The 26154-nt window shown below is 34.5% G+C and carries 21 protein-coding genes; 14 read left to right on the plus strand and 7 right to left on the minus strand.

Annotation, left to right across the window (positions count from 1 at the left end; all coding sequences use genetic code 11):
- Window positions 1-108 precede the first annotated feature (108 nt).
- Together IGJ34_RS02675 and IGJ34_RS02680 are read right to left on the minus strand one after the other, a co-directional pair.
- Window positions 109-1497, minus strand: a complete 1389-nt coding sequence (locus tag IGJ34_RS02675) for a DUF5808 domain-containing protein (protein ID WP_430598070.1) — start codon at window positions 1495-1497, stop codon at window positions 109-111.
- Window positions 1498-1511: 14 nt separating this feature from the next.
- Window positions 1512-1886, minus strand: a complete 375-nt coding sequence (locus IGJ34_RS02680) for a GntR family transcriptional regulator (protein ID WP_430598071.1) — start codon at window positions 1884-1886, stop codon at window positions 1512-1514.
- Between the two features lie 144 nt (window positions 1887-2030).
- On the opposite strand from IGJ34_RS02680, the gene IGJ34_RS02685 reads away from it, so the two are divergent.
- From IGJ34_RS02685 to IGJ34_RS02695, 3 genes are all read left to right on the plus strand, one after another.
- Window positions 2031-3359 carry an aminopeptidase C gene (locus IGJ34_RS02685; protein WP_430598072.1) on the plus strand — a complete coding sequence of 443 codons (1329 nt, stop codon included), beginning with the start codon at window positions 2031-2033 and terminating at the stop codon, window positions 3357-3359.
- 707 nt (window positions 3360-4066) lie between these two features.
- Complete coding sequence (locus IGJ34_RS02690; protein WP_069653950.1) at window positions 4067-4402, plus strand: DMT family transporter; 336 nt, start codon at window positions 4067-4069, stop codon at window positions 4400-4402.
- The gene (locus IGJ34_RS02695; protein WP_430598073.1) at window positions 4399-4713 is read left to right on the plus strand and encodes a DMT family transporter; all 315 of its coding nucleotides are present in this window, start codon (window positions 4399-4401) and stop codon (window positions 4711-4713) included. Before IGJ34_RS02690 ends, IGJ34_RS02695 begins: the two co-directional genes overlap by 4 nt.
- A 158-nt stretch (window positions 4714-4871) precedes the next feature.
- On the opposite strand, the gene IGJ34_RS02700 is transcribed toward IGJ34_RS02695, so the two are convergent.
- Window positions 4872-5441 (minus strand): recombinase family protein, encoded by a 570-nt coding sequence (locus tag IGJ34_RS02700; RefSeq protein WP_069653948.1) that lies wholly within the window; start codon window positions 5439-5441, stop codon window positions 4872-4874.
- A gap of 491 nt (window positions 5442-5932) precedes the next feature.
- Between IGJ34_RS02700 and IGJ34_RS02705 the strand changes: the two genes are divergently transcribed.
- From IGJ34_RS02705 to IGJ34_RS02730, 6 genes are all read left to right on the plus strand, one after another.
- Window positions 5933-6664 (plus strand): signal peptidase I, encoded by a 732-nt coding sequence (locus IGJ34_RS02705; RefSeq protein ID WP_240485858.1) that lies wholly within the window; start codon window positions 5933-5935, stop codon window positions 6662-6664.
- A 93-nt stretch (window positions 6665-6757) separates the two neighbouring features.
- Window positions 6758-7804 (plus strand): BsaA family SipW-dependent biofilm matrix protein, encoded by a 1047-nt coding sequence (locus IGJ34_RS02710; protein WP_069653946.1) that lies wholly within the window; start codon window positions 6758-6760, stop codon window positions 7802-7804.
- Between the two features lie 35 nt (window positions 7805-7839).
- Complete coding sequence (locus IGJ34_RS02715; RefSeq protein WP_083241757.1) at window positions 7840-8604, plus strand: hypothetical protein; 765 nt, start codon at window positions 7840-7842, stop codon at window positions 8602-8604.
- Window positions 8605-8662: 58 nt separating this feature from the next.
- Complete coding sequence (locus IGJ34_RS02720; protein ID WP_069653945.1) at window positions 8663-9535, plus strand: BsaA family SipW-dependent biofilm matrix protein; 873 nt, start codon at window positions 8663-8665, stop codon at window positions 9533-9535.
- Window positions 9536-9792: 257 nt separating this feature from the next.
- Window positions 9793-10452, plus strand: coding sequence for a hypothetical protein (locus IGJ34_RS02725; RefSeq protein WP_069653944.1), 660 nt, complete (start codon window positions 9793-9795; stop codon window positions 10450-10452).
- A 74-nt stretch (window positions 10453-10526) separates the two neighbouring features.
- Window positions 10527-12746: a VWA domain-containing protein gene (locus IGJ34_RS02730; protein ID WP_430598074.1), complete on the plus strand. Its 2220-nt coding sequence runs from the start codon at window positions 10527-10529 to the stop codon at window positions 12744-12746.
- A 29-nt stretch (window positions 12747-12775) separates the two neighbouring features.
- Here the strand turns inward: IGJ34_RS02730 and IGJ34_RS02735 are convergent, their stop codons facing one another.
- Window positions 12776-13651, minus strand: a complete 876-nt coding sequence (locus IGJ34_RS02735; RefSeq protein WP_069653942.1) for an Rgg/GadR/MutR family transcriptional regulator — start codon at window positions 13649-13651, stop codon at window positions 12776-12778.
- A 254-nt stretch (window positions 13652-13905) separates the two neighbouring features.
- On the opposite strand from IGJ34_RS02735, the gene IGJ34_RS02740 reads away from it, so the two are divergent.
- From IGJ34_RS02740 to IGJ34_RS02760, 5 genes are all read left to right on the plus strand, one after another.
- Window positions 13906-16662 carry a SpaA isopeptide-forming pilin-related protein gene (locus IGJ34_RS02740; RefSeq protein ID WP_430598075.1) on the plus strand — a complete coding sequence of 919 codons (2757 nt, stop codon included), beginning with the start codon at window positions 13906-13908 and terminating at the stop codon, window positions 16660-16662.
- Window positions 16663-16774: 112 nt separating this feature from the next.
- The gene (locus IGJ34_RS02745; RefSeq protein ID WP_139844071.1) at window positions 16775-16963 is read left to right on the plus strand and encodes a serine-rich class II lanthipeptide; all 189 of its coding nucleotides are present in this window, start codon (window positions 16775-16777) and stop codon (window positions 16961-16963) included.
- Between the two features lie 107 nt (window positions 16964-17070).
- Window positions 17071-20184 carry a type 2 lanthipeptide synthetase LanM gene (gene lanM, locus IGJ34_RS02750; protein WP_430598076.1) on the plus strand — a complete coding sequence of 1038 codons (3114 nt, stop codon included), beginning with the start codon at window positions 17071-17073 and terminating at the stop codon, window positions 20182-20184.
- A gap of 12 nt (window positions 20185-20196) precedes the next feature.
- Entirely contained in the window at window positions 20197-22338 is a 2142-nt protein-coding gene (locus IGJ34_RS02755) for a peptidase domain-containing ABC transporter (RefSeq protein WP_111246878.1), read from the plus strand.
- Between the two features lie 43 nt (window positions 22339-22381).
- Window positions 22382-23002, plus strand: coding sequence for a recombinase family protein (locus IGJ34_RS02760; protein ID WP_430598077.1), 621 nt, complete (start codon window positions 22382-22384; stop codon window positions 23000-23002).
- Window positions 23003-23064: 62 nt separating this feature from the next.
- Here IGJ34_RS02760 and IGJ34_RS02765 read toward each other — a convergent pair whose 3' ends face one another.
- The 3 genes from IGJ34_RS02765 to IGJ34_RS02775 form a co-directional block, all read right to left on the minus strand.
- Window positions 23065-24114, minus strand: coding sequence for a glycosyl hydrolase family 18 protein (locus IGJ34_RS02765; protein ID WP_430598078.1), 1050 nt, complete (start codon window positions 24112-24114; stop codon window positions 23065-23067).
- Between the two features lie 30 nt (window positions 24115-24144).
- A complete protein-coding gene (locus IGJ34_RS02770) occupies window positions 24145-24729 on the minus strand; it encodes a lytic polysaccharide monooxygenase (protein WP_069653936.1) in 585 nt (194 codons plus the stop codon).
- A gap of 235 nt (window positions 24730-24964) precedes the next feature.
- The gene (locus IGJ34_RS02775; RefSeq protein ID WP_069653935.1) at window positions 24965-25810 is read right to left on the minus strand and encodes a helix-turn-helix domain-containing protein; all 846 of its coding nucleotides are present in this window, start codon (window positions 25808-25810) and stop codon (window positions 24965-24967) included.
- Between the last annotated feature and the right edge of the window lie 344 nt (window positions 25811-26154).

Consider the following 26154-nt stretch of genomic DNA (forward strand, 5'->3'; position numbering starts at 1 on the left):
TAAAAATGAAAGAATACTGGATTTTTTGGCAAAATAATGACTGTTTTGACTAACGCCACTCTGTATTAGGGCTTCAAGCAATCTAAAGAGCGAAGTTTCAGTCCCAATCTATTGCTTTTTTTCTCGAATCGCTTGGATATTCTGATAGTATTTTTTAGTTAATGTACTGTCTTTATTTGTATAATAATAGAACTTTTCTTTGGTTTTGATTTCTAGAATCGGTTTTTTATTTGTTAAAACAAGCAAATAAGCAGGTTGACCATTCACTTGAAATTCTCCCGTTAAATAATTTTCGGTTGCCGTTCCGTAAATACGGAGTTTGTCGCTAGGAAGGCTATCGACTAGTTTCACTGATTCAATGTCACTCCAAGCAATCTGTTTACGCTGATTTAATGGCGCTGATAAGGAGATACCAGTGTGGGTTGTCGTTAAGTCAAATGGATTACTTGAAAAATCGCTGATCAGCATTGGTACACTTGATGCAATTAACGCAATCAAAACCAAAATACCTGTGATGCCTAACGCCAATTTTCCAGCAGGTCTACCTAAATTGACGGAGATATTCATGCCAATACGATCGGGTACCATGATTCTTTTGTCATTTGGATTCATATAAATGCCATACTTCCAATATTGATCTTCATCGCTGTAGCGGTATTCCGTAGCTTGCGCAATCAAGTAATCTTGTTTTTTTCTAGAAGAAAATAAATAATAAAAAGTGAAAATGACAAATCCGAGTATAAGCACAGCATAGCCAATTGAAAATACCATCATTCGTTCATAAGGAATCGTAACTGAACTTGTTGGCAAAAAAGCGAAAGGACTCAAAACAAATGCTGAAACAGCCATTAGAACAGACCAATGATGGCGCATTTGATCGTTGACCTTTTGATTGATCATTTCATCACTCGTGACAGGTTTGACTGGAAAGCGAGCAATAAAGTAATAGAAAAGCAAAAACATTCCTGTCATAAGAATGGAAATCAGACAAATGAGCCAAGTACCATTAGACAAACCAAGTGTTTGAACAGAATAAATACAACCAGTTAGAGTCATCAAAACACTTGGTAAAAACCACCAAATAGAAATCAATTTGCGATTTTTATTCACCACTAGTCGTGTATCGACTAATATCGGTTTCGTGGGTAAAATCCAATCATTTTTGACTTTAACAGCCGTCATTTTACGAATATAAACAACCTCCAAGTAAAAAAAAGCCCCGATCAATCCGATAGTCATCAGCATAAAATAGAACAAAGTCAAAGAATCATAAGGAATCAATAGAATTGGTAGAGCGATAATACTGAAAATAAATGCCAATTGCACTAATCTTTTCTTATACGTTTTACTAACGAGTAAAACCTGTTCATCTTGAAGTTTATCTTTTGGTAACGTTGTTTCTAAAATAACATTTTTATGCGGATTTGCAGGGATTCTACCGGTAAATGCCATTAAAAAGTTGACCCCAACAAGCAATAAATAGAGAAAGAAATTCATTTTCAACACACCTTTTACTGTTCAAATTTTTGATACATCTGTTTCACTTCTTCTTGTACGGTACTTTCTGAAAGTTTATGAATAGAAGCTACAGCTAGTAATAATTCCAAATCTTTTATAAATCGTTCCTGAAAGGAAGAATCGAGTACTTGCTTTTCAGCAACCTTGGTACCATTTCTACGATCTGTTAAAATGTAGCCATCATGTTTCAATAGAGAGTAGGCTTTTGAAACAGTCATCATATTTACGCCGATTTCATCCGCCATTTGCCGAACGGAGGGAAGGAGCTCGCCTGGCTGCAGTTTATGCGTTGCAATCCCAAGGATAAGTTGATTACAAATCTGTTGATAAATCGGCGTTTGGCTTTGAGTATCTATTTCTAATAACATATAGTCACCTCTTTTACTTCTTTGTATTGCATATGATAATACAAGTGATGCAAAAAAGCAATTTTATTTTATTAAAAACTTGTGAGTTTGAAAATTGAGGCATATAATGAAAAAGAAATACGATGAGTGAAAGGATGAATCAAAATGTCAGTAATCGACCCTACAGTAACACAAAAATTTCACGATACATTTGTGGAAAATAATAAGCAAAATGCCCTACAGCGTGGAGTAGTTAAAAATGGTATTTCGGCTTCCGCACAAAATCAGATCGCTGAAGTCAATAATGTGCCCGTCTTTTCAGTAGATCTTGCAACTGGAAAAGTAGCCAATCAAAAACAAAGCGGACGTTGTTGGATGTTTGCAGCGTTGAATACATTTAGACATAAAATGATCAACAGCTTTAATTTAAAAGATTTTGAACTTTCTCAAAACTATACATTTTTCTGGGATAAATATGAAAAGTCCAATTACTTCTATGAAAATATTATTGCAACAGCAGATCAAGCATTAGATAGCCGTAAAGTTGCTTTCCTATTAGCAACACCTCAACAAGATGGTGGACAATGGGATATGATCGTTTCTCTTTTCCAAAAATATGGGGTTGTGCCAAAAACAGCCATGCCTGAAAGTAGTAATAGCTCAAATTCACGTGACTTAAACAATTACTTAAATAAAAAATTAAGAAAAGATGCAACGATTTTGCGTGCGTTAATCGCTAGTGGGAAAACAGTGGAAGACGTTCAAACAGCCAAAGAGGAAATGCTGGCAGAAGTGTATAACTTTTTAGCGATTTCATTAGGTACACCGCCAGATACATTTGATTTTGAGTACCGTGACGAAGAGAAAAAATATCATTTGGATCAACAGTTAACACCGCAATCGTTCTATGAAAAATATGTGGGTGTGAATCTTGATGACTATGTAAGTGTGATCAATGCCCCAACAGCTGATAAACCATACAACCAAACATATACTGTCGAAATGTTAGGAAATGTTGTAGGTGGCAAAGAAGTGAAATACATCAATGTGGATATGACGACATTCAAGAAATTAGCAGTTGCGCAGTTAGAACAAGGCGAATCTGTTTGGTTTGGTTGTGATGTGGGTCAGTCTTCCACAAGAGATAGTGGAATTATGTCGTTAGATGCTTATGATATGAATGATTTATTCGATATTGATTTCACGATGACGAAAGCTGAACGTTTAGACTTTGGTGAAAGTTTGATGACTCATGCGATGGTTTTAACAGGTGTAGATTTGATCGAAGGCACTTCTACTAAATGGAAAGTAGAGAATAGCTGGGGTGAAAAAGTCGGAGACAAAGGGTTCTTTGTAATGAGTGACGCTTGGATGGACGAATACACCTATCAAATCGTTGTTCGTAAAGAATTCTTATCACCGGAGTTACAGGAAATATGGAAACAAGAGCCAACTGTCTTAGCCCCATGGGATCCAATGGGAGCTTTAGCATAAAAAGAGAGTGATAGAGCCTACTTTTAATGAAAAATCTCACCTTAAATAGGGTGAGATTTTTTTTATTACGCTAAGTACGCTGATATTTTCAAAAAGATTTTAGTGTGTTATAATTTGTATAGGCAAAGAAAAACGCTGACATTACTACCGCCTAAAGTAAGTAATATCAACGTTGACTGATTCACTAGGAATCTTTTTTTGATAAGATAAGTGTATCATATGTTGATTAGATTTACAAAATCATCAGATAAAAATTTTCTGAATTATCTGATCGAATGAGACTTCCTATCTAAGAAGGTAAAGGTATGAGGACATCAATTAGAATATATATCGGTAAAAATGATAGCTTTGTTAGACAATTTATATGCTTAATAAAGTAAAATAGCGTGTTATACAGTTTTTCTAACTTATTAAATTTTATTTAACAAATAACAAAGAACGGGGCTATTGCCAATTCGTTTATTATGGCGTAAAATGAGAAACAGTTTTAAGAGAATGAATACAACTAAATCAACTAACTTTTGATAATTAGCGCCGGCTGATTATCAGTCAAAGTGTGGATCAACAATTCTTAGGCCGTAGATGGAATTGTTGGTTGACACCTTTTTTATTTTCTCTTTTGAACTATTTAAGAAATAGCCAGTGTTGTATGACACAAGGCGAACTAAAGCGGGACGTTGTTCCAGATAAAATAAGGAGGTTTTTATATGAACAAAGATTGGTTAAAATTAATGATTGGTGCTTTTTTTGAAGTATTATGGGTCATTGGAATGAAACATAGTCATACATGGTGGGAAATAGTATTGACGGTGGTCTTTATTTTTATTAGTTTTTACGCGTTGATAAAAGCAGGAGAAACGTTGCCTGTTGGAACGGCATATGCGGTATTTGTGGGGTTAGGCACAGCAGGTACAGTACTCACAGGAATCCTCTTTTTTGGTGAAGAATTTAAGCTATCTAAAATCTTGCTGATTGTAGTACTGCTTATTGGTGTAATGGGCTTGAAAGTTGTAACAGGAGAGAAAGGAGTGGATCAAAAATGAGTTGGGTGTTTTTAATGATGGCAGGAATTTTTGAAATGCTTGGCGTTGGATCGATCAACCGCTTCAATCTAAACAAAAATAAAACATCTTTATTCCTTTTATTCTTTACTTTTGGCTGTAGTTTTATCTTTCTTTACTTAGCTATGAAGCGTTTGCCAATGGGGGTTTCATATGCTATTTGGACGGGGATCGGTGCAGCGGGAGGCGCTATTTTAGGAATGCTTTTTTACGGGGAATCAAAAGATTGGCGTAGAATTGTCTTCATTGGGATCATTTTAGCATCTGTTGTTGGCTTGAAATTGATCGGCTGATTAAAATAGGGTCGAGGCAAGAATAATTAATATCCCTCTATGCCTCGATCCTTATATCCAATATGTATTATTATAAGAGCTTTCGTATATAAAATTATTATATTATTAAAGTGTTCTTAGTTTTCCCTTTGTGTTTTATGATAGAGCATGTGTGTGTATTAATTGTTTCTTTTTAATAATTTTTGTTTTCGAATGTGATTATAGACTGTAGGGACAGATAGATTACATCTTTTAGCGATTTCTGGAACAGTTAAATCAGAATTTGCGTACAATTTTAATGCTTCATTCACTTCTTTTGTTCGTGGTGGCCGTCCCAACTGCTGACCACTTTCCCTAGCGGCATCAAGGCCTGCCATCACCCTTTCTCGAATCAATTCAGCTTCCATTTCTGCGAAGGCACCCATTACTGTGAAAAAAAATCGTCCCATTGCAGTTGTAGTGTCTATATTATTTTGAATACTGACAAAATGAATATTCCTTTGTTCAAACTCTTCTAATAAACTCAGCAATTGCTTTGTTCCTCTGGATAATCTATCAAGTTTAAAAATAACAAGAGTATCACCAGATTTTAAACAAGCTAAGACTTTGTTAAGTTCACTTCTAGATGTTTTTCTGCCACTTTCGCGTTCTTTGTAGATTAAATCTACACCATATCGTTCAAGTGCTTTTTGTTGAGAATCAAATTTTTGCTGATGCGTACTAACGCGCATGTAACCGATCACTGCCATAGATATACACCTCTAAATTATTGATAGTTGTTAGTAAAAATAATGAGAATTTATTTGATCATTCAATTCTTAAACAATTGAATAAAGTCTGTCAATCCACCGTAATCACCGCCTTTATCTTGATTCTACAAAGAGTAAAAAATATTTTAAAAACTATTGACTTTTAGTTTCTTCTATAATAAACTATTGTTTTTTATACAGCTAAAACACATACTTTTTTTTTTAGAGGAAACGGTCTAGAAATACGTAGTGAAGGGATTTATCCATTCATGCGTATTTCTTTTTTTGCGTTTTAGTTGATTTTCTTAATATCAATAGTTTTTTGGACTATCAAAATGATTACAACGCTCAAAGTATAAATCTTTTATTAATAAGAACTGATAGATAAAATGAGCTGAAATCATACCGAATTAGTTGCTTTTCTTAATTTTCAACTTAGTGAATGACTGTTTTTTTGTAAGTCTAAGGCAAAGTGAGGGTTTAAGAATGTGATGGAAGAACGGAGCAAGAAACCACAGTCGAACAAAAAAAAAAGAGCGAAAAGAGCAACGACAAAACAAACTTTGAAAAAGAAAAAGATATCATCTGGTTCAAAAAAAACTGCTAAAAAAGCAATGACGAAAAATAGAAAAAAAGAAAAGCATTCAGGTTCAAAGAAAAAAATTAAAACATCTAAATCCAAAAATTCTATTTATAGGTTAGTATTTAACATTATTTTTTATGGTTTCATTTTATTTATGATTTTTGGTTCCGTTATTTTTGCAACGACTAAAAATTCGGATAAAAGTATTTTAGGTTATCGATTCTTTGGTGTATTAACTGATTCTATGGTGCCAAGAGATCCTAAAACACAAAAGGGTGGTTTTTATTCTGGAGACATAATTTTAGTAAAAAACATCGCAGGTAATGAAGCTGAGGTAGGAGATATAATCACATTTAGACCTAGTATCAAAAGCCAAACTTTTTTGACCCACAGAGTGAAAGAAAAGTTAGATCACTTAGGCGAAACTAAAGGAACTTATTATATTACGCAAGGAGATGCCAACTTAGCAGAAGATGTTCCGGTCAATGAAAAACAAGTAGTCGGAAAAAAAATCGCAGTGATGCCAAAAGTGGGAGCATTTTTAAAATTTGTTCGTGAAAATACACTTATTTCGATTGTTTTTTTACTTTCAGTTTTCGGTTTTATCACGATCATCCGTTATTACATTTTAAACAAATAAAAGAAGGTATTTACTTTTTAATATAGTGCGAAAAATAGTTTAAGCATTATTGTTAAAAGGTTGATAATAAAAAACATTGGGAGGAACTTAAGAATGAATAAAAACAGAAAGAAAAAAGTCTTTGCTTTAGCAAGCGTCTTTGCGCTTGCTGCAATTGCAGCGGGAACATTCGCTTGGTTTACGAGTGAAGACCAAAAAAACAACCATTTTGAAGGACAAATTGCAACTGGAAAAGATATTGAAGTAGTGGAAACCTTTGATCCGCCGACCGACTGGGATCCAGGATCAGAAGTAAATAAAGATGTAGCAATCCAGAATATCGGTGAGTACAAAACGTTAGTTCGTGTTTCGTTAAAGGAATCATTGCAACTGCTAAAAGATTATCAAGTTAAATTAACAACGGGTGCTGAACTTGAAGGTAAAACAAGCAAGGAAGTTTATGTATTACCAGGAACAGAATCTTCAGCTGGATTTACAGATTCTACTTTTGAAGGCAGTGCACCGACTTTAAAAGTAGATGCTGGAGAATTTGCCGGAACGTATACATTGAAAGTTAAGGAAAAAGCAGAAACGGTTGGAACTAAAACGACTTACACATACCGCTACACATTTGAAAAAAATGGGGTTCTATATTACGCGAGTGGGATTGATGGATTTACTCGTAATACATCAAATCAAATCAAAGTAAAATCAGGGACACCATCACTAAGCTATGTATCATTAGAATACAAAGCGGCTGACGAAAAAGAATGGACGATAGCACCAGTTTATGCGCCAACATTTACACAAGATGGCACGTTGATTTGGAATGCACCAGCAGCAACAGGTTCAGGAAATATCCAAATTTCATTCAATAATATTACAAAAGATCCTAAGACTGCTGATAAATGGTATTTTAATGCAGCAGATGGCTATTTCTATTATACAAGTGTTTTAGCACCAGGTGCGAATACAGCACAATTGATGGACGCTGTTAAATTATTAGGGACAGCCGGTAATGAGTATAGTAAATTGATTTACGACTTAACTGTAAAAGGACAAGGGCTTGCAGCATACAAAGATGCAGTAGATCAATGGTTACCAGCAGGTGTCAATGATTCACTGGCAACAGCATTGAAAAATTTAGTACCTGCTAAATAAAGAAAAGAAGCTATCTATTTTAAGGGGGAAAAAGGATGAAACGAAGATACAGGAATAAAAATTGGGTAATGACAGTCCTGTTTGTATTAATCGGTCTGCTCTTTATATTAAAACCTGTTGAAGCGAATTCAGAGTCCAATCTTCCCTCTGGGATAGTGGCTGGCGACGATCAAGGAATAAAAATTAAAAATGATGGTCAATATTTAATTGATTTTCGAGATGTTGAGCCAGGAAAAAAATGGGTCACAAAAATCACAATCATCAACATAGAAGAAGATATACCTTACCATTTAACAATGAGCATAAGTAAGCCAACACTTATTGAAGGCTCATTAGATTTGTCTCAAGCTATTAAAATGACTTTGATTTACGATGGCCAAGAACGATATAAAGGACCATTGTCAGGTGTTACTAAAACAGTAAATTTGCAAGATAAATCAACTCCGTTAAATTTAGGAACATTCAAAGGTGGAGATACAAAAATGTTAGAAGCTCACTTTGAATTAGATGGAAAAATGTACACAAATCGTGATTTTTTTAAAAAGAACATCGTGGAGAATATTTGGTATTTTAAAGCTGTAAAAAATAAATTGCCAGATACTAAAGATCCAGATGAACAAGACAAACCTTTAGCAGAAAAGTTGATGAGCAAAATAAAATTTCCAAGAACAGGTGAAGAATGGCGCAACGCAATGATTTTCTCGTGCATTGGATTATTCCTAATTCTAGTTTTCTTATTGATACTTAAACATAAAAAACAAGAGGAAATTCAACCTAAAAAGATAAAGAGACATAGATAAATAAGATTTTTTAATTTGAATTTTTTAGAACGATTAAATAATTAGGAGGAAGTATGGTGTGAAAAAGCAAAAGCGAAACTCAGGACAAATAAATCAAAATAGAAAAAAAAAACGAGCTAAAATAAACACAAAACTACTCATCGCTATTTGCACATTTCTCTTTTCTGGTTTGATGGTTCTAGGAAGTACATATGCCTGGTTTGTCTCGGAAGACAGCGAGGTGAACCACTTCGTTGGTGCAAGATTATCTGCAAAAATTATAGAAGAATTTGAACCCGAACTTGAATGGCAACCAGGTTTAACAACGAAAAAAGTGATTCAAGTCAAAAATACTGGTACGATTCCAGCTTTTGTTCGGATGAGTTTATATGAATACCTGTTGTTATTCGAAATAGATATCTTAGACCAAAGTGGTAACGGAAATTTAGCAAAGGCAACACAAGAAATACAACCGAAAGTGGACGAAAAGAAAACAGAAACTTGGGAAGCCGCAGCAAATGCTGGAGGAACTTATTTCTATGGAGGGCAACAATTAATTGCTAAAAAAGCGATTGTACCAAATGTATTGACAGGTTCAGAGATGTACAAATTTAATGATACTAACAGAGAAAAAACAGATTTAAGGTGGTTTCGTTTAGCGTTCCCGGATAATATATACACTGTTGCTCCTACAAAAGAAACAAAAGAATACTGGTTATATAAAGAAGGCTATTTTTATTACTCAGAGTTACTCCAACCGAACGAACTAAGTACACCAGTACTGAAAAGTGTTCAATTAGCTCCAGATGCACCTAACAAATTAAAAGGAGCACTATATCAATTAAATCCGATGATGGATGCACATGACGGAACAAAAGAGCTTTTAAGTTCATGGAATATTGGCAATGTAGGAGATTTATATGACATGTATTACGGTCATCTGAGAGATTAAAGGCTAAAATAGTTAAACAAAACCAAGTCTAAAAAAAGGAATAACAGATATCCCAGAATGTAAATATTGTCAAAAAGACTCGCTCAAAGGCTATCGTTTGAAACGCTCAGAAGAATCTATTAAGTAATAAGTAACTTTTACAAAGCCATTTTACTATCTGGATTTAATGTTTCTAAATTGAAGTGTCGATATGACTCGGACATTCGTGAAGGATGAGGAATTAGGGATAATAAGTGAGTAAAAGGAGGGTATGGAAAATGAAAAAAAAGCGGAATACTAAAAAGTATATAAGTGTAAAACAATTTTACTTATTTACAGGCTTTTTGATAATGATTCTCTGTCTTTCCTTCGGTTTATATCAAACTTACGCAGCCTTGACCGATAGTGACCAAAAGCGTAATGAGTTTAGAATAGGCAACCTTGAATCATCAATAGAAGAAGAATTTTATCCACCAGAGGTATTCGAACCAGAGAAAGACTATCTAAAAAAAGTAGCTATAAGGAATACTGGAGAGCAATCAATCTTCCTAAGAGTTTTGGCATTACCTATGCTTATCAAAAAACAATCGAATGATGTACTTACATTATTACCTGTAACAATTGACGGATCAGCACCCGTTTTGAGCATTGATTATAACTTGATTGATTGGATCGATGGTAAAGATGGTTACTTTTATTATAAAAAGAAGTTGCTAAAAGACGAGCGTACAACAAATTTATTTACTAAAGTAAGAATGAATAAAGCAAATATCACGGAAGAATATGAAGAAGTCTTGCTATCATTTGAAATAAAATCAGAAGGAATCAGTACAACAAAATTTGCTTATAGAGACGCTTGGTGGAATGGACAAATCCCAGCAACTGAACCTCTCATAGAATTAGACAATCTATTAAAAAATCAAACTATTAATGATTAAAAAAAATCCATAAATAAAATGAGGTGAATACCCTGGTGAGAGAAAAGAGACGATTTAAATTTTTAAGGTGGCTCATGATTGTTTTTTGTTTGATCGGATCTATCTACGCTACTCAATCAGCTATGCTTGATACGAATGGACCAGTTAAAGCTGCTAAAAAAACTGAATTACTACCTGGAGAAATTAATTTAAGTAAAAAAGCAGAACCGGTGGCTGGAATGGTCAATCAATGGGATATCACTTTGCGTGTTGAGGGACGTAATCAGTTTCCACCGGCACCTACAGATATTGTGTTGATCATGGATACCTCATGGAGTATGAATGAAAACGATCGAATGAACAAAGCAAAATTAGCAGCTGAAAAGTTTGTCAATATGGTATTGCGGGAAGACTATATTAATCGTATTGCTTTGATTACGTACAATACAGATATAACCAATTATACTTTTAATGAGAGTGGTTGGAGTGGTCGTTTTGTAGATGCTGAACATAAAGGATTGTTAATCGATAAGATAAAAGAATTAAAACCCGTTGAAAATGGAGGAACTTTTACACAATCTGCGATTAAAACTGCAACAGAAGTAATGAGACAAGCCACTGGGGAAAAAAGGAATGTGGTACTTGTGTCCGATGGTGTACCAACCTATAGCTATCCACCCACAGCTCCTTACAATCAATTAGCAGGTATGGAAAAATTTGATTATCTGCAAAATGGTTATGATTATTATGAAACAGTTAAAACTATTCCAAAAGATAACTTTAATTATGATTATCGCAATAAAGAGGGGAATAACTATTTTGGAAATGGTGCGAAATATCGAATCGGTGGTTTTGCTCCTGAGTTTGAGGCAATGCCGTCCGGTTCTAAAAATCGCTTGATGGTAAACCATGCACATAGTGCTATAGCAGAAGCTACAATCGCAAAAAATGAAAAAAGAGCGGTTGGCGACGATTTACTCACTGATTTTTATACGATTGGGGTAGATATGGATTCCACCTCTCAAGATGATGAAGTTGTCACAGGAAATCAAACAATGAAAGAGATTGCCTCTTCTGACGATAAGAGTTTTGCAGCAACGGCAGATAATTTAGATGATATTTTAAGTGGTATCGCTGGGGAAATTGTTGGTGCTATCAAATCTGGATTTGTTGTCGATCCAATGGGTCAAGGATTTGAAATACAGGGGAATGTCGATGCTACCCAAGGAACAACTGAAATTAAAGAAGTGAACGGACGACAAACAATCAATTGGACTGTAGGACCACTTAAGACACCAGTTTCAAGTGAGCCTGATGAAAATGTGATGTTCGCTGAAATCACCTATCGTGTGAATGCAAATAATAGTGTATTAGAGCCCTTGATTATTGATGCAAATGGATTAGCAAAAACAAATGGAAAAGCAACGATTGTTTATAAAGATTATAACGATAAAGTACAGCAAAAAGAATTTCCGAGACCAGAAGTTAGACCAATCATTGTCAGTTTACAAAAAAAATTAAGCAATGAAAAAAACGAGGAAATAGAAGATCCCACGAAGGCATTTGATTTTCATTATGGAGATGATCAATATACGACTAATGATTACTTTTCACTCTATCCAAATGATGTGAAAAAAATAGTTCATCCTTGGAAAGCCGATCAAGATTATTTTGTTGAAGAAATTTTAAAAAATGAGCAAGAGTATGAAACTACGGTCGATATTAATGGCTTGAAAACAGAAAATACTAAAGCTAATTTTAAATTTGCTGCCGACGTCAGTTCGTATGCCCATCAACAAATAGTTGTCACGAACAAAAAAATATCTGAGACTAAAACAATTATTTTGAATATACGTCAAAGTGTACTCAAACCAAATTCAGAATTAGTGATTCCTTCAAAAGCGTTTTACCGTTCTTTAATTATTGGCGAAACCCAACAACAAATGAATTTAATTTCTGGAAGTAGTACGAAAGATACTAAGACCGAAGTGTCTGAAGCACTATTTACTAAATATAACATCGTACTAGCTAGAGAACAAAAGCAACTTAAGATAATAGATTTAGTTCCTGAATATTATAATTTTTTTGGCTACATTGCAACGACAACGAATTTGAACTTAAATACGACCCATTTATCAAGTAATACATCAACTCTTATAAAAAATAATGAAGCTGATCTGGATGTTCAAACAAATAGTGAGTATTGGGTAACCATGTTTATTACACCAGAACTTGGTAGCGATAGTTCTGGTGAGCATTCAATTTCACCTAGGCCTTATAGTTGGGATTATAAAGTAAATCAATTTGGTTATTAAAGCGATATTATTAAGAAAATAAGCGAGTACTAAATGCTGGTGAGGTGCGTTGCCAATATATTCTTATATTCTTTTACCGTTACTTGATAATCTAACGTTTCCAATAGGACAAGATAATTAGTGATTTTAGAATTTTCCTTATGTTTTTTAATCACTGTTTGGGCAATTTCATAATTCAAATTTGCAATGATCATTTCAAATAATCGGTAATCGGTATTGGCATTTTCTTTGGCCAAAGCTGAAAAAAATAAAGTATTTTCATAGTCTCGGCAAGTTAAACATAAGCTAGAAAGGTTTAAGTAGATTCTTAACTTTATGTCTTGATACTGTTCTAAATGACTGAGAGAGTCGATTTTTCTTCCAACCAAAGTACCTAATGCGATTGCCTCAGATAATTCAAAGCAATAGAGAGAATTATTTAGCAACTTTAGTTCATAAAGATACCATTTGTCAATACCAGTCAAATAATCTTTGATAGGAGACATCATTTGCTTCAAAAATTTCATAGTATCAGGATCGTTGGGCGCTTTAGTTAAACGACTCATTGCTTGAGTGACTAAGTTTAGGTGGAAAAATTTTTGATTCTTTGTTGTTTCAAAAACCTGTCGAGAGTTTTCGATAAGTGAATCAAACATCTGTTGGTCGTGTTTAAAAACAGCTTGGCTTAATTGATGATACAAATGATGATCGGTTGGGAACGTTTCATGATTGAGTAAATAGAGGAATTCATCAACAGAAACAAAAAGTTTTTCTAAAATTAGTAGAAACTTATCAAAAGAAGGCATACTGACATTGGTTTCAATCAAGTAGTAAGTTTGCCTTGTCATGATTCCATCATAAATGTCTTTTTGGCTGAGTCCTTTTTCTTGTCGTATTTTTTTTAGCATTGTTCCATAATTCTTCAAAATAATTCTCCTTTCCAACGGTATAAAATACTTTACCAAGCGGAAAAATTTGTGTTGATTATGTTATTATAGCAAAAACATTAAATAACTAGTAGGTAATGAAATAATTTTTAAATTAATTATCCTTTTTTTAAAAATAATTTCATTATGAGAGGGGTTGAAGAAGATGGTCAATTTATTTATTTGGTTTATCACGTATTAAATCTATTATTAAAGAATTCAAAAACCAAAATCATCGGGGGAGTTTTAATTAAATGAGACAGAAATTTAGCTATTTATTTTTTTCATTCGTTTTAATTTTGTTAACAATCGTTGTATTAGGAGCAAAGCAAGCTGAAGCCGTTCAAAATAACTCAACTTGGTCAACAGCCAGTTTTATAAACGAACAGTCAGAAAACAATTTATCAAATAACAATATCTCTGAGATACAAAGAAATCTTTTAGCTCCTACAAGTGTAACACCGCGTTTTTTTTCTCCAGTTTCATGTGGTGGTATTCAAGTAATCAAGTATGATGCAAGAACAAATGCAAGATTAGCTGGAGCTCAATTTACAATTTATGATCGTTGGAATCGGGCTATTCAAGTTATTCAAACGAATTACAATGGTATCGCTGAAACACGTTCACTTCCATTAGGAAATTATTCTATTCGGGAGTCTAAAGCACCAGCAGGCTATCAATTAGAAACAAGTAGCATGCGCTTTAGTCTAATACGAGCAGGTCAAATTATTTGCTTAAAGAAAAGCAATACACAATTACCTATTCAAAAAGGCAGTATAAAAGTTATTAAAACTAATGAAAACAATCAAGTTTTAGCAGGCGCTATATTTAATGTTTACAATGCAAGCAACCAAATTGTAGGAAGAATAACCACAAATGCTAATGGCATTGCATCATTAGGTAATCTTCCATATGGTACTTATAAATTGATTGAACTCCAAGCACCAGTCGGTTATGAATTAGATACAACACCAAAATACGTTACTCTATCGGCTTTATCGCCAGGTGGAGTTGCTAGCATTAGCATTTTAAACAAAAAAGTTGTGAAAACAGGTGCGATAGAAGTAATCAAAAAAGATGAAGCCGGTAAAGTCTTAGCAGGAGCAAAATTCTTTGTAATAAATAGCAGTAACAAAGTAGTTGGACAAATCACAACGAATGCGAATGGTGTTGCAACAATTACAAACTTACCTTATGGCACTTATATGTTGAGTGAATATGAAGCTCCAGCAGGCTATGAGTTAGATCAAACGTTAAGACCGGTCATTTTATCTGAAAAAAGTCCAAATGGTAAAGCAAGTATTACTGTTGTGAATAAGAAAAAAATCACAACGGGTACGATAGAAGTAATTAAAAAAAATGAAGCTGGTAAAGTCTTAGCCGGTGCAAAATTCTTTGTGGTAAATAGCAATAATAAGGTAGTTGAGATGATCACAACAAATGCGAATGGTATTGCAACAAGTACAAACCTACCTTATGGCACTTATACGTTAATTGAATTTGAAGCCCCAGCAGGCTATGAGTTAGATCAAACGTTAAGACCGGTCATTTTATCTGAAAAAAGTCCAAATGGTAAAGCAAGTATTACTGTTGTGAATAAGAAAAAAATCACAACAGGTGCTCTTGAAGTTATCAAAACAGATGAAAATGGTAAGAGATTAGCAGGAGCAGAGTTTGAAGTGCGTGATGCCACAAATAAAGTAGTTGGTAAGATTACGACTGATGCAAACGGGACAGCTATCTTAAGTGATTTATCATTCGGTACGTATCAATTAGTTGAAACTAAAGCCCCTTCTGGCTACGAATTAGATATGACACCAAAAACGATTGTAGTCTCAAAAGACGATCCAAACGGAGTTATTGGTATTACAGTTAAAAATAAACAAGAAAAAACAACAGGCTCACTTGAGATTGTTAAAAAAGATGAGGCTGGAACTGTATTAGAAGGAGCAGAATTTGAGGTTTATAATTCAGCGAATGAGCTAGTTGGTAAAATCTCAACTGATGCAAATGGGATTGGTCAATTAACTGATTTACCATATGGGACCTACAAATTAATCGAAACTAAAGCCCCAGAAGGGTACGAGCTAGATACCACAGAGAAATTCATTACATTAGCGAAAACAGATCCAAATGGTAAAGCGTCAATCGACGTAATCAATAAAAAAATAGAATTGCCTAAACTGGGTGCTTTAAAGATCACAAAGTATGTGAAGGATTCAAATCCAACAATTTATTTATCAGGAGCTGTTTTTGAAGTCTACGACAATGATACTCAATTGATCGGTACTTACACGACAGATACCAACGGTGAGATTCTTTTAAATGATTTAGAACCAGGCAAATATTATGTTGTCGAGGTCGAAGCACCGCCAGGCTATGAAGAAGATTCAACTTTTTACGAAGTGACAGTGGAGTCAGGAACGGTAGTCGAAATTAGACATGCCAATAGTAAAAAAGAGAACTTAGGCGGACTGAAAATCACTAAATTTGCCAAAGATGAAGATGGATTTGAAACAGATACAGTTTTGCCAAATGCTGAATTTGAAGTAACTGATTCTGCTGGGAACGTTCACAGAGGTGTAACTGATACACAAGGCGAACTGTTTTTCCCAGATTTACCGGTCGGGAAGGTTACTATAACTGAAACAAAAGCACCAGACGGCTACGAAATTGATGGTGCCGTTCAAAATAAAGAAATCGTTGTGCAAGAAATTGCAGAAGCAACTTTTTATAATAAACCGAAACAACAACAAGGGCGAGCTTTGGTCTATCTTTCAAGTAATGATGCCAAACAATCTCTAAAAGGATTGGAATATAGCATTACTTGTATAAAAGGAGCAGCATTTGAAACATCTGTTATTTCTAATGCATTTGGTCAAATGAGTATATACTTACCGCCTGGTGAGTATGAGATTATGCCCGTTATCAAAAACTTTTCAACTAAACCAGAAACAACAAGATTCAAAATCGAAGCAAATAAGTTCACAATGATCAAATTGCTGATTTAAGTTGGATCAGTCAAAAAAATGTTTTAAGATAGATTTAATTATCTATTTTAAATATATGATAATAAAAAGTGCAGGTTTTATTATCTAAAAAAAGACACAGGAGGAAAATGTTATGAACAAACAAGCAGAAAAAAAAGTAGGAAAATCTTTCGAAGAGTTAACACCAGAAGAAATGAATAAAGTACAAGGAAGCTTTTTTGGATGGAGTTGGTCTTCATCATCTTCATCATCTTCATCAAGTAGCTGTTACTCTACAAGATGTAGCTATAGCTGCTGCTCTTCAAGATGCTGCGGATGGTAATTTAAAATAGACGAGTTGCTAGGTGAAACATCTTGTAGATGTTTTATCTAGCACTTGTTTTTAACTAAAGTAATTATACATAAATAAACAGATAGAAGGAGTTTGGCATGAGTCTTAAAAATTTAGCAAAAGCGACGTCAATACGACAACGATATGATAGTTTAAAAAATTATTATTTAAACAATCATCTGACTTATTCTAACAATGAACTTGAAAATTATAAAAAGTGGCGTAGTCGTCCGACAACTGTAACTGACGAACGATTTAAAGAAATATTAGCCTCGATGCGTTTGACTGAAGAGGAGTTTGATTTAGCAATAAAAGAATTAACATCCGTTGAAAAAGAATATATAACAATGAGTATATCAGAGGATTCATGGGTAAAGACAACGAAGCAAATCTTAGCACAAGAAGATCGATTAGTAACTGATATTTTTGATGATGAAAAGGCAAACTTTACGTATGCATTACGACTGCATATTGATTATTTAGAAACGAAATTAGATCAAATCATAGCAGAATTCCCTACGATTCAAGTTGAAAAAACTGCATTAGATGATTATATAGGTGAAGTGATCAATCGATTTATGGACATAGGCTTGCGAACTTTTGTATACGATTTGCATGTGGAAAAAGATAAATTGACTTTTACTGAGATGATAAACGAAAAAGAAGGATTTAGACAATATTTAAGAGAGCGGTTTGATAATCAAAAAAAATTAGTGGCTTTTTTTGATTATTATCCAGTATTGACTAGACTTTATGCAGAGACAATAGAGTTTCAGTTAGTTAATTTCCGAGAATTATTACAGGCACTAACTGATAGTGAAACAGACCTGACTGATGTATTTCAAGTAGAAAGCCCGATTTGTTTGACTAGATTAAAGATGGGTGCAGGAGATTCGCATGATCGCGGTAAATCAGTAGCTATCTTGACCTTTAGTAATCATATTAACGTTGTATTTAAACCAAAAAATCTAATGATTGGCGAACGTTTCGATTCTTTTGTTCAAGAAATTAAAAAGATGGAACCCGCTTTTGATTTTTATTTAACAACAAAAATAGTCAAAGAAGAGTACACATTTGAAGAATGTCTGGTTTATTCTGAATGTCTATCCGAAGAGGAAGTGAGGCACTACTACCGTCAATTTGGTCAGACGGTTGCTTTAGTTTACTTATTGAATGGAAATGATTTTCACTTAGAAAATGTTCTTGCGTATGGAAAACATCCTGTTTTGATTGATCTTGAAACAATTATTCAAAATCATTTTCCCATGCCAGATAGTGAAAATGCAATTGTTAAAGTGATGCAAGAGAATGGCGAATCTGTTGTGATGAGCGGTCTTGTTCCAATCTATTTATTTGAGGAACGAGCTGAAGCAGATGTTGAAGGTGCAACTAAAGGAATCCAACTAAGTGCTCTTAGTGGCGGTGAACAGAAATTACCATACAAAGTATTGAAGTTAATTAATTTCGATTCAGTTAATATGCAATTTAAGTACCAGGAACATACAACAGATGCTGCTGAAAATATTCCTTTATTTCAGGGAGAAAAAGTCGATTTTGTTCCCTATATCGAAACAATCATCGAAGGGTTTAAAGAATTTTCTACATTTGCGATGAACAATAGAGAGACGTTGGCTTTTATGGCAAAGAAAATTTTTTCAGATTGTCTTGTTCGGAATGTGATAAAAACAACGCAAAGTTACGGAGACTTATTAGATTATTCGACACATCCTAGTTGTATGGTCGACTATATTGAGCGTGAAAAATTATTTGAAAACTTATGGATGCACGGCTATTCTAATTCTAACCCAGTTCCTTACGAAGTAAGAGATATGTTGCAGCATGACGTTCCAATTTTTTTCAATTCCACAAGTACAAAAGATTTAATGGCAAGCCAAGGGGAGATCATCAAGGATATGTACCAAAAACGAGCAATCGATCTTGAGGTACAGTGTTTGAAGAACTTTTCAAAAGAAGAAGAACAGAAGCAATTGGATTATTTAAAGACTTCATTTGGAAGATATCATTCGACAGATCTACAAGAAAAAGCTGTACCGTTAAAACAACAGATTCAGCAAGCAAACTTTTTGGATGGTGCAGTTGCAGTAGGAGAAGCTGTACTTGATGCAGCTTTTCTTGGTAAAGAATCAATTGCATGGAAAGATATTGAAGAAACCTCTTCAGATAATTATGTAGTGAATGTGATGAATGAAAACTTTTATGATGGTATTACTGGAATGTACTTATATTTTAGCGAGCTATACCATGTTACTCGAGATACAAGATTCCGACAGCCATATGAATTAGCTGAAGCACTAGTTTTAAAACTTGAAGACGATTATGTGGATAGTATATCAGCATTCTACGGTTCCTTTGCATCTGTTTATCCGTTGCTTTATTCGTATTGTTATAATGATAATTTGACATTATTAAAAACAGCCGAAGCAATTGCTAAAAAATATATAGAAAGATACCAAAAAGAAGCAATAGAGGGGTATGATTGGAACGGTGGCACAGCTTCGATCATAAAAGTGTTTATTCACCTGTATCAATTAACAGACAATGAAAATTATTTTATCTTTGCGAAGCAGTTACTATTAGACTTGGATCTTGACAAAATCACGCAAGGTGGTTTTGCTCATGGCTACTCAGGTGTGATTCATGCGGCCAATAGTTTGCTGAAAATCGAGAATGATCCTGAAATCAGATACTTGATCAAAAAATGTTTAGTCAAAGAAAGAACGACATTTGACCCTATTCAAAAAGGGTGGTTAGATATTCGACCAATCCCACCAATGGTCAATGATTTATGGTGTTATGGCTCTACAGGAATAGGCTTAGCTTACTTAGACTTATTTAATAGTGGGTTCGAGGATTCTCGCTTAGCCGAAGAAATTCAAATTGCTGCGAAACGATTAATCAAACGGGATAAAAGAAATGACTGTTTATGTCACGGAAATTTTGGGGATATAGAATTTTTAATCGAATACAGTAAAACAAAACTGGCAACAAAAAAGCAAAAAGAACAGATACAAGAAAAAATCAAAAAAGCGCATCATAAAATTATCGAAGAGCAGTATACTTTTGAAGGGCTACCAACAATCCCTAAATATGGTTTATTCACAGGATTAGCAGGTATCGGGCATCAACTTTTACGAATTCATGATGCAAATCAGGTGGCTGATCTATTAACGTTGGAATTGCCAAAGAAATAAGGAGAGATTATAGTGACAAAAAAAGTACCATTTACTGAACAAAGTGAACATAGTGAATGCGGACTAGCATGTACGGCGATGGTTTTAAATTACTATGATGACAACGTCACACTGAGCCATCTCCGTGATCTTTACGGTGTGCCGAAAGGTGGGAATACGCTGACGAATCTAAATCAGATTTTATTGGATCGCGGAATCGAAACAAAAGCGATTCGAGTACTGGATTTAGAAATTTTAGAGGAGCAAACAACGCCGACTATTTGTTTCTGGGAAGAACGCCATTATGTTGTATTAGAAAAATTGACAGCGCAAGATGCAACAATCTTGGATCCGGCAAGCGGACGAAAAAAAATTAAGCGCTCTGAATTTCAAGCTAGTTTCTCTAATATTGCCTTGATTCTAACTGATGTTGATGTCACAAGCACACAACGGAAGACGCAAAATAATGCAACTTGGACAATCTTAAAAGATATTTTAAATGATCAAAAAGCGAAAGTCGCACTGTTTATCACGTTAACACTTCTGATACAAATGGTGACAATTGCAATTCCAAGATTAACACAAACAATCATCGACAATTCTACTATTGCAGTCTCTAATATCTTTCAAATCGGTACAACAATCACAATTCTCTTTATTGCGTATTATCTACTGCAGGTAGCTAGAGGTCTAGTTCTGATCGTGCTAGAAAATCTGTTTGATTTAACTCTGATGAAAGCCTTTATGAAAAAAATCATTCATTTACCACTGAGATTTTTTGTTAATCGATCAACTGGAGATTTGATTTTTCGTGCTAATCTTAGTGTAATTATTCAGCAAATCATGAGTCAACGGATGCTGACGATTTCAGTTGATTTTCTATTTGTTTTCGTCTATCTGATTTTAATGATTAATTTATCTTTAAATTTAACGTTGATCGCTATTTTTGGTGCTTTTATGATGGGCGCAATTTCAGTTGTTAACTCTAAACGAGTCCAAAGCATTACCAATAAAGAATTGATTGCTCAATCTAAAGTACAGCGGATTTTAGTAGAATTATTTGAAGGTATGGAAACTGTTAAATCATCTGGTTCCGAAAATCAATTTTATACAAAATGGCGGAGTGAATTCAAAAACCAAATCATGTTGCGGGCGGAGAAAAATCGCTTTTCTACGTGGGTCAGAACGATTCAAACCTCAATTCAATTTATTTTACCGATCGTATTGATTTACGTTGGATTATTCCAAGTGACAAAAGGCCAATTGACATTGGGAGAACTGATTAGTTTTAATGCATTATCAGGAGCTTTTATTGCACCAATTGTTACAGTTTTTGATTCTTACACAGAGTTTTTACTTTTGCGTTCTTACTTTGGTAAGTTAAATGAAATCTTAGAAGCAAAAGACGACCCTCGCCTAGCGATTGAAGGAAAAAAAATAACAGCCATCGATTCAGTGGTCGTTGAAGATGTTTCGTTTAAATATAGTTATTTTGAAGAAGACATCCTACATTCTGTTTCCTTCCAAATTAAACAAGGAGATAAAGTTGCCATCGTTGGTAAAAGTGGTTCAGGGAAAAGCACATTATTAAAACTATTGGCTGGCTTATATGATACCTCTTCAGGACAAATCAAATTCAATGATATCGATCTAAAACAGGTTGACGATGTGTCCTTAAAAAACTGTATTAGTATTGTGAATCAAAAACCGACGATTTTTAATGCTTCTCTATATGAGAATATCGTGTTGAATCAGGAAGAAGCAAAGAGAGAACGAGTAGAACAAGCCATTTTTGATTCAAGAGTTGATGAAATTATCATGAATTTACCGTTGGGACTGGAAACACAAATTTCAGAAGGCGGGATGAATTTATCCGGTGGTCAAATGCAGCGCATTTCTATAGCGCGTGCATTAGTAAAAGAAACTAGTTTATTGCTGATGGATGAACCAACTAGTTCATTAGACAATATTTCAGAAAACTTTATTATGAACCGTTTGAAGACCTATGATTTTACGTGTATTGTCGTGGCCCATCGTTTGAATACAATCAAACATTTCGACAGGATTTTGGTAATGGATCAAGGGAGAATCGTAGAAGAAGGAACGCATCAAGAGTTATTGGCTTTGGGAGGTCATTATCACTCGATCTATTTTGAACCAACAAGTACTATCTAAAAAAGTAACGGTTGGAAGATAAGGTGAATAAGGGGGAGAATAAATGGCAGTTATTGGCTATATGCGTGTAAGTACACATTATCAAAAATTTGATTCGCAACAACAGGCACTGAAAGAGTATGGTGTCGATAGAATTTTCAAAGAATATGAAAGTGGACGGAAAAGTTTTCGTAATGAGTTGAATAAAGCATTGATGATTTTGAAGCCAGGCGATACGTTTGTGATTTTTAAACTCGATCGTTTAGCTAGAGGAACCAAGCAACTTTTAGGGTTATTAGAAGAATTCGATCGAAGAAACATTCATTTTGTCAGTATTGAAAATAACATCGATACCTCAACCCCAATGGGACGGTTCTTTTTTACAATCATGGGGGCATTCGCTGAAATGGAAGCTGAATTGATTCGTGAACGTGTCTTAGCAGGCTTAAGTGCCGCTAAGAAAAATGGCGTAATTTTAGGCCGACCACCACTTGTTAATCAAGTTAAAGAAGCACTCAAGTTATATCATAATACAGACCTGTCAACAGAAGAAATAGCGAAACGCTGTGGTATTTCTACTTCGACGATTTACCACCATCTAAGAAAAGAAGGGATTTATCGAACGAAGAAGATAACGGATCTATCAGTAAGTGATAAAGTATTAGTTAGTAGTGGAGAAAAATAAATAGTAGAAAGAAGAGACTGAAAATAACTCGTTGAGTTTTAGCCAGTCTCTTCTATTATTACTTATTGTAAAATTCGAGCATATCGTGTCGCAAATTCATTATTATAAGATCCACCATTTACGTTTGTGCCAACATCCCAATTGGCAGACCAGGTCATTAACCCCTTGATCGGATTGCCATCTTTCGCTAATTGATCGAGTGCTTTATAGACAGCTGTTGGATCGATCACATAGCCACTGCCGGCACCGTCAACATTTGCAGGAAGTCCTAAAACAAGTTTGTCATTTGGAATTTTCAAGAAGGTTCGCGTGCCGTGGATCATAGAGTCAGACATATAATAAAGGAACTCATATTTCAAAGCATCATTGCTTTGTGGAATCCATTTATTGATTTCATCTACCCAAACACCGTCTCCGCCTTGATTGTATAACTGAGGTGCAATATAGTCATAATAACCATCTAAAGAAGTAATGTATTTTTCATAAGCAGCACCTGGTTTTAGGTAAGGAAATTCTGGTGCCATTGTGATGATGAAATTTTTTCCTTGCGCTCTATAGTGATCTTTGACTTTTTTTAGCGCTGTCGGGATAACAGTTTGATTGTCCCCAGCTGTAATTGCTGATTGTTCTAAATCGATATCTAGGCCATCAAAACCATATGTTTCAACTTGACGAATAATCTCATTAGCAAAGGCCTGTTCATCTCCTGTTTTTAATTGAATATGAGCATCTGCACCGCCAAGGGCAAGTAAAACGGCACGACCTTGACTGTTGAGTGTTCCAATTTCTTGTCTAAATGCAGCATCTGTTTTATTGTATGGAGCGAAGGTTGGAATGCGGCTGACGCCATCACTCTTCATAAATGAGACGGGTACTACATTATAGGCTTTATTCACTTCGGCTAACGAAATCGTTGCGTAGGTTCCTTGTTTGTAGCCATCACTACCTTTAGAAGCCCAGTTATGCCAATAGCCGACAAGGACTTTTTTATTTGTTATACTGACCATTTCACTAGCAGAATCTGCAGCCATAGTAGGTGTTGCAGTAGACAAACTAGCAATACCAATACCTGAAACTACTAGAAAGGCTGGAATAAGTTGTTTGATTTTCATGTGCATGGCTCCTTTGGTTTCCTTGATTGATTATTTAACGTTAACATCAATGGCTTGATAAAAAGCATTTGTAGTATCAAAAACATTCCAAACCGCATAAATGACGTGATACCCTTTGCGGTCACTTGGCACGGTAACCGTATGTTTCACAGATGCTTCAGGAATAGTCCCTTTGTCATCGACTTGGCCAATTAAATCAAAGTTTTTGATATCTAATGGTTGATTTGGGTTCCAACCTTGTTTCGTCATGTAATAATCCCATGTAGACGTTCTGTGACGAGCAGTTAAAGTCCAATTGATTGCAAGAGGACCAGTTGAAATATCAGATTTATACCAGCGGTCCATTGTCTGAACATCTAGTGGTTCAAACCCGCTAACGCCTGCACTAGCCAATTTTCCAGGAGTGAACGTATTTTTAGTTGCTTCAATGCTTTGAGGTTCCCATTCAGCACGACCAACATTTTTATTGATTTTTCCACCTTGAGTACTACCGAAGTATGCACGACTCCCTGGGGATGAAACATATCCATGAGCATGTGTGACAGTGGTTGAAAGAGATAAACCTCCTGCCAATAATCCAAGTGTTAAAACAGCTTTGAGCATTGTTTTTTTCATTGTGATTCCTCCTAAAAGTATTTTTTATAGCGCTTACAATAGATAATGTAACATGACGTTTTATATTATTCAAATAATAAGATTATATTTTTTCGGTTATAAAATAATGATGTTTTGCAAAAAATAGCATTAGTAGAACGTAATTATCTTTTTTTAAACAAAAAATTGAAACCCGCAAGTTTAGAGTGCAGATAGAACCTGTACTCTAAACTTGCGGGTTGTAATTGTGATCAATTTAACGAGTTAATATTTTTTCATCATTCTCTATCACATCGAGTAAATTTTGATTATCATTAAAAGTAGCAAAAACTTTAGCGTGGCTAAAATCGGGTTCTTTTAAATCAGGGGATTTCATGAAATCATTAAAAGCAGCTTCGTACGTTAAAAGATCTAACATATATAATGATTGATAGGATCTGTTCAAGGCCATTCCTTCAGTAGCCAACGTAAAAGCTGTCTCATAATTCTTGATTAATGAATAGAATTTAGCTGTATTGAAGAAAATTTTAGTTGCTTCAATGGGCATTTTAACCGTCATTTTGTTCAGCATATCGATTGATTTCTCATAATAAACTTGTGCTTTATCCAATTCATTGACCATCTCATATACAATTCCTAAACTATTGACAGATAGGATTGCATATATCGAATTTGAGTCACCAAGTTCATCAGCTCTGTAAAAATAAAACAAGCTATCCGTTGTATTGTTATAGCCCAACAAGTTTGTGATACCCATAAAGTAAAACCAACGAACTTCTAATTCTCTATTTTGAAAATCAGAAACATCGATTGAGGTAGATTTTAAAAGTAAATGAGCTTCTTTATGTTTAAAAGTATTACACAAGTCTTCTACGCGATTCAATAAGGAAGTGAGCTTTTTTTCATCATTATCATCTAATACGCTTTCGAGACTGAGGTTTAATCTTTTGCAGATTGCATCAAGGATTTCCAAGCTATCGCAAACATTTTTATTTTCAATGTTACTAACCGTTCCTTGTGTACAAATTCCAGCGGCCAAAGTTACTTGCGATAATTTCTTCTGTTTTCTGACTGTGCGAATGATATCTCCTTTGATTCTCATATTTTTCCCCTCTATGTTTATGCATTATAATACTAGTTTATATAATAGTATGGTATTATTCTTTTGGAATCAACTAATTTTTTTGGAGGGATAAAGATGGAAGTGCTTTCTGAAGTCTTAGGAGAAGTATTTGGCTATGGTAATACAGGTCACGTATAGAGTGGAAAAATTAGTTATTAAAGGTTGTTCTTTTACAAATAGGTAGGACTGAAAAACTTTTTAAAATAGGAGGAATTTTACTTCTGTGTTGAAAAGTTTTTTTAATGTATTTAAATAGTGCATGTGATAGCTTTTTTGTGCGGGTTTGAGCTATATATTAAGCAAGAGTAACCGTTTGCAGATTT

The organism is Enterococcus sp. AZ177, from assembly GCF_050544585.1.
Taxonomy (GTDB): domain Bacteria; phylum Bacillota; class Bacilli; order Lactobacillales; family Enterococcaceae; genus Enterococcus_L; species Enterococcus_L plantarum.

Excerpts from the sequence above, each read along its gene's own strand:
- IGJ34_RS02675 (WP_430598070.1), bottom strand. The coding sequence starts at position 1,497 with ATGAATTTCTTTCTCTATTTATTGCTTGTTGGGGTCAACTTTTTAATG.
- IGJ34_RS02765 (WP_430598078.1), bottom strand. The coding sequence starts at position 24,114 with ATGAAAATCAAACAACTTATTCCAGCCTTTCTAGTAGTTTCAGGTATT.
- IGJ34_RS02705 (WP_240485858.1), top strand. The coding sequence starts at position 5,933 with ATGGAAGAACGGAGCAAGAAACCACAGTCGAACAAAAAAAAAAGAGCG.
- IGJ34_RS02700 (WP_069653948.1), bottom strand. The coding sequence starts at position 5,441 with ATGGCAGTGATCGGTTACATGCGCGTTAGTACGCATCAGCAAAAATTT.
- IGJ34_RS02685 (WP_430598072.1), top strand. The coding sequence starts at position 2,031 with ATGTCAGTAATCGACCCTACAGTAACACAAAAATTTCACGATACATTT.
- IGJ34_RS02740 (WP_430598075.1), top strand. The coding sequence starts at position 13,906 with ATGAGACAGAAATTTAGCTATTTATTTTTTTCATTCGTTTTAATTTTG.
- lanM (WP_430598076.1), top strand. The coding sequence starts at position 17,071 with ATGAGTCTTAAAAATTTAGCAAAAGCGACGTCAATACGACAACGATAT.
- IGJ34_RS02710 (WP_069653946.1), top strand. The coding sequence starts at position 6,758 with ATGAATAAAAACAGAAAGAAAAAAGTCTTTGCTTTAGCAAGCGTCTTT.
- IGJ34_RS02775 (WP_069653935.1), bottom strand. The coding sequence starts at position 25,810 with ATGAGAATCAAAGGAGATATCATTCGCACAGTCAGAAAACAGAAGAAA.
- IGJ34_RS02725 (WP_069653944.1), top strand. The coding sequence starts at position 9,793 with ATGAAAAAAAAGCGGAATACTAAAAAGTATATAAGTGTAAAACAATTT.
- IGJ34_RS02715 (WP_083241757.1), top strand. The coding sequence starts at position 7,840 with ATGAAACGAAGATACAGGAATAAAAATTGGGTAATGACAGTCCTGTTT.
- IGJ34_RS02690 (WP_069653950.1), top strand. The coding sequence starts at position 4,067 with ATGAACAAAGATTGGTTAAAATTAATGATTGGTGCTTTTTTTGAAGTA.
- IGJ34_RS02730 (WP_430598074.1), top strand. The coding sequence starts at position 10,527 with ATGATTGTTTTTTGTTTGATCGGATCTATCTACGCTACTCAATCAGCT.
- IGJ34_RS02680 (WP_430598071.1), bottom strand. The coding sequence starts at position 1,886 with ATGTTATTAGAAATAGATACTCAAAGCCAAACGCCGATTTATCAACAG.
- IGJ34_RS02770 (WP_069653936.1), bottom strand. The coding sequence starts at position 24,729 with ATGAAAAAAACAATGCTCAAAGCTGTTTTAACACTTGGATTATTGGCA.
- IGJ34_RS02695 (WP_430598073.1), top strand. The coding sequence starts at position 4,399 with ATGAGTTGGGTGTTTTTAATGATGGCAGGAATTTTTGAAATGCTTGGC.
- IGJ34_RS02760 (WP_430598077.1), top strand. The coding sequence starts at position 22,382 with ATGGCAGTTATTGGCTATATGCGTGTAAGTACACATTATCAAAAATTT.
- IGJ34_RS02745 (WP_139844071.1), top strand. The coding sequence starts at position 16,775 with ATGAACAAACAAGCAGAAAAAAAAGTAGGAAAATCTTTCGAAGAGTTA.